At 67.8% G+C, this 3515-nt stretch carries 5 protein-coding genes and 1 pseudogene; 2 read left to right on the top strand and 4 right to left on the bottom strand.

Annotated features, from left to right (window positions below; genetic code table 11):
- Nucleotides 1–314: pseudogene (locus tag ACTHL9_RS16260) on the top strand (hypothetical protein); the annotation flags it as partial.
- Between the two features lie 281 nt (nt 315–595).
- Nucleotides 596–730, top strand: a complete 135-nt coding sequence (locus ACTHL9_RS16255) for a hypothetical protein (protein WP_440520321.1) — start codon at nt 596–598, stop codon at nt 728–730.
- Between the two features lie 141 nt (nt 731–871).
- On the opposite strand, the gene ACTHL9_RS16250 is transcribed toward ACTHL9_RS16255, so the two are convergent.
- The 4 genes from ACTHL9_RS16250 to ACTHL9_RS16235 form a co-directional block, all read right to left on the bottom strand.
- Nucleotides 872–1609, bottom strand: a complete 738-nt coding sequence (locus ACTHL9_RS16250) for a TSUP family transporter (RefSeq protein WP_440520320.1) — start codon at nt 1607–1609, stop codon at nt 872–874.
- Nucleotides 1610–1627: 18 nt separating this feature from the next.
- Entirely contained in the window at nt 1628–2449 is an 822-nt protein-coding gene (locus ACTHL9_RS16245; protein WP_440520319.1) for an HpcH/HpaI aldolase/citrate lyase family protein, read from the bottom strand.
- The gene (locus ACTHL9_RS16240; protein WP_440520318.1) at nt 2446–2952 is read right to left on the bottom strand and encodes a MaoC family dehydratase; all 507 of its coding nucleotides are present in this window, start codon (nt 2950–2952) and stop codon (nt 2446–2448) included. The genes ACTHL9_RS16245 and ACTHL9_RS16240 overlap by 4 nt, the downstream gene beginning before the upstream one ends.
- Nucleotides 2942–3515 (bottom strand): 3-oxoacid CoA-transferase subunit B (locus ACTHL9_RS16235; RefSeq protein WP_440520317.1); only part of this gene is annotated, 574 nt, incomplete at its 5' end. The genes ACTHL9_RS16240 and ACTHL9_RS16235, both read right to left, overlap by 11 nt.

Below are 3515 nucleotides of genomic sequence, written 5' to 3'. Positions count from 1 at the left end.
TCGCCGCGGTGGAGCACCGCTTCGACTACGGCGACGGCACCGCCCTGGTCTCCGCCGCCCCCGGCGGTCCCCTGCCGCAGCAGCGCTGGGGCGAGCGCACCGCCACGAGCCACCGCTACGCCGCCACCGGGGACTACACGGTGGCCCTGACCACCGTCTACGCCGGCCAGTTCTCGGTCGACGGGGGCCCCTTCCAGCCCCTCCCCGGCACCGCCCCCGTGCCCTCCCCGGCACGGGAGCGCTCCGTCTGGCGCTCCCAGGTCCAGCTCTACGCCGAAACCTGCACCACCAACCCCCACGGCGAAGGCTGCTAAACCACCAACGACCCTCGCCGGGGCCAACCCCCACCCTTCTGACTGGAGTGGGGTTAGCCTCTTTTCGTGGAGACCTGAGTTAGCGGGATCATATGGTCCTGCGGGAAGGTCTTCTCATGGGCAAGGCAAGGAGATCGTTCACGCCCAAGGACCCGCGTGAGGCGGCGAGGCTGGTGATCGATACGGGCAGGCCCATCGCCCACGTCCCGCGTCGAGCTTGGCCTCGGGGAGCAGCTGCTGGGCCGGTGGGTGAAGAACGAGCAGGCCCGTCAGGACCCGACGTGGTGGCAGGGGTGGACGAGAGGGCCGAGCTGGAGCGGCTGCGCAAGGAGAACGCCAGCCTGCGGATCTCCCGCACGGCCGCCCTGCTGGGCGTCTCCCGCGCGGGCTGCTACGCCTGGGCCGGGCGCGGGTAGGAGGCCCCGACACCGGCTGCGGTGCGGCTTGGATCGAGGCCGTCTGCAACCGCTGGCGCCTGCACTCGGCTACCAGATTGCGGAGAACCTCACGAGAGCTCACTACTCGGCTGCTCTACCAACTAGGGGTGTGCCCTGTAACTAGAGATGCCATGCCCCGTTCACGATGGCGAGGGCAGCTCCGGCGTACGCGATGCCGATGACAGCTCGGCGAATGACCTCGCCCGCGATCTTGCGGGCGAGGACGTCTCCTACTGCGATGCCGGCAATCATGCAGACGAACACGAGTGCCCATTCCCACACGGCGAGCGATGGCCAATGGCCCCCGGTCGCCACGGCCTTTGCGAGCAGCGACGCCGTCCCCGTGGACAAGAAATATGGCTGCAATGTCGCGCCGAAGCGTTTCTGCTCCCAGCCGCTCAACACGGCGTAGGCGGTGACGGCGGGTCCTCCCACTGCCGCGGCAGCATTCATGAATCCGCTGGAGAAGCCGCTGACCGTGCGAATGCCCATCCCGTCGATCCGACGCCGCGCCCGCGCAACGAGCTGCGACAGGACGAGCCCGAGAATCAGAAGGGCCCCAATCGCGATCTCGAGAGGCGCAGCGGGCACACGGCTCACGAGCAGGGCGCCGAGTGCAATCCCCACAAAACCGGGCACAATGAGCCCCAGGTACCGCCACCAGTCGACGTCGCGCCAGACCCGAAAAAGGATCAGCAGGGACGAGGTCGCTCCGCACGCGTTGACGATCATCACCCCATCGAGCGGTCCGAGGAGCACCACCAGGACAGGCGAGACCATGAGCCCGAACCCCAACCCGGCGACACGCTGAGCCATGGCGCCAGCCACGACGGCGATCAGGACTACAGCGAACAACACGAGCGCTGCCGACCCCGCCTACACGCCGGCGCGACGAAGGACCGCCTCAGCGTGGCGCAGGATGGGACCGTCGATCATGCGCCCGCGGAATTGGAACACGCCCGAGCCAGCTGCCTCCGCTGCGGCCAACAGCTCGCGAGCCGCGGCGACTGCTTCCTCGGCAGGGGCATAGGCCTCGCGGACCGCAGGCACTTGGTTGGGATGAATGCAGGCCTTCGCCGCGAAACCGGATGCTGCCGCATCGGCCGCCTCGCGCGAGAGGCCCTCCAGATCAGGGATGGCAGTGTAGACCGCGTCGATCGCGGCCTTGCCATAGGCGCCCGCGGCGAGGAGAACAGTGGACCGGGCATGCAGCGCGACGGCGCGGTAACCGCCGTCGTCCGCTCTGCTGGAGGTTCCGCCTAGGGAGGCGACCAGATCCTCGGCCCCCCACATGAGGCCGACGACGTTCACCTCGCCAGCGATGGCGGGGGCATTGACGATGCCGAGGGCGGTCTCGCAGAGAGCAATGACCTCGAATCCCTCGAGCCTGCGCACCTGCTCGGCGGATTCGGCCTTGGCGAGCATCACCGTCCGATAGGGCGTCGCCGCGAGCGCGGCGAGGTCGGCCTCGAAGTCGGCCGTGGACGCGGCGTTGAGCCGGACGATGGTCCGCGCGGGGTTGAGGGTGTGCCCCGCGAGATTGGAGCGCGCGGCCGCCTTCCCCTCGGGTGAAACGGCATCTTCGAGATCGAGGATGACGGCGTCTGCTCGCTCAGCGGCCTTGGCGAACCGCTCTGGGCGATCGGCGGGGCAGAAGAGGAGGGCGGGACCCATGGTGAAGGGGGCTGCGAAGGTCATGAATGGGCGTCCTTGATCCACATGAGGCACGAGCGTTTGGCCCGGGCGACGACAACGCCGTCCTGATTGCGGCCCGTGTGCTCCATGGTCACGATGCCCTGGCCTGGGCGGGAGGACGAGAGCCGCTTCTCGACGACGACGGTTTCGGTGTAGAGCGTATCGCCGTGGAAGAGGGGGTGAGGAAAGGAGACGTCGGTCAGACCGAGCTGGGCAACGATCGTCCCCTGAGTCAGCTGGGCGACGGACTGGCCGACGAGCGTCGCGAGCGTGAACATCGAGTTGACGAGCCGCTGGCCGAACGGCTGGCCGGCGCTCCACGCCGCATCGAGGTGCAGCGCCTGGGTGTTCATGGTGAGCGCGGTGAAGAAGACGTTGTCGGCCTCGGTGACGGTCCGCCCGGGCCGATGGGCGTAGACGACTCCCTCTTCAAGCTCGTCGTAGTACAGGCCCCGCTGCTCGATCACCCGTCGGGGCTCGTCGGCAGTTCCGGGTTCAGGGCTCATTGTCGTGGATCTCCACGTCAAGCTCGGCGTCGGTCTTCTCTGCCACCTCGTCCTCGGTGACCCCAGGTGCGAGTTCGCGCAGCACCAGGACGGACCTGCCTCCGTCTCGGACCACGTCCATGACACCGAGATCGGTGATCACCCGGTCGACACACCCAGTTCCCGTCAGCGGAAGCGTGCACTCTCGAAGGAGCTTCGGCCTGCCGTTCTTGTCGGTGTGCTCCATCATCACGATGAGCCGCTTGGCGCCGAAGACCAGGTCCATGGCACCGCCCATCCCCTTGACCATCTTGCCGGGGATCATCCAGTTCGCGAGGTCCCCATTCTGGGACACTTCCATGGCCCCGAGCACCGCGACGTCCACGTGGCCGCCACGGACCATCCCGAACGAGGTGGCCGAGTCGAAGAAGGCAGCCCCCTTCTTGACGGTCACGGTTTCCTTGCCGGCGTTGATCAGGTCTGGGTCCACGCGGTCCTCGGTGGGGTACGGCCCAGTGCCCAGAATGCCATTCTCGGAGTGGAGCACCACCTCGACGCCATCCGGAATGAAATTGGGGATGAGG

Source organism: Sinomonas sp., from assembly GCF_051955515.1.
Classification (GTDB): domain Bacteria; phylum Actinomycetota; class Actinomycetes; order Actinomycetales; family Micrococcaceae; genus Sinomonas.
Note: the sequence above shows the minus strand (reverse complement) of the source record. Positions and strands in the feature narration are given on the sequence as shown.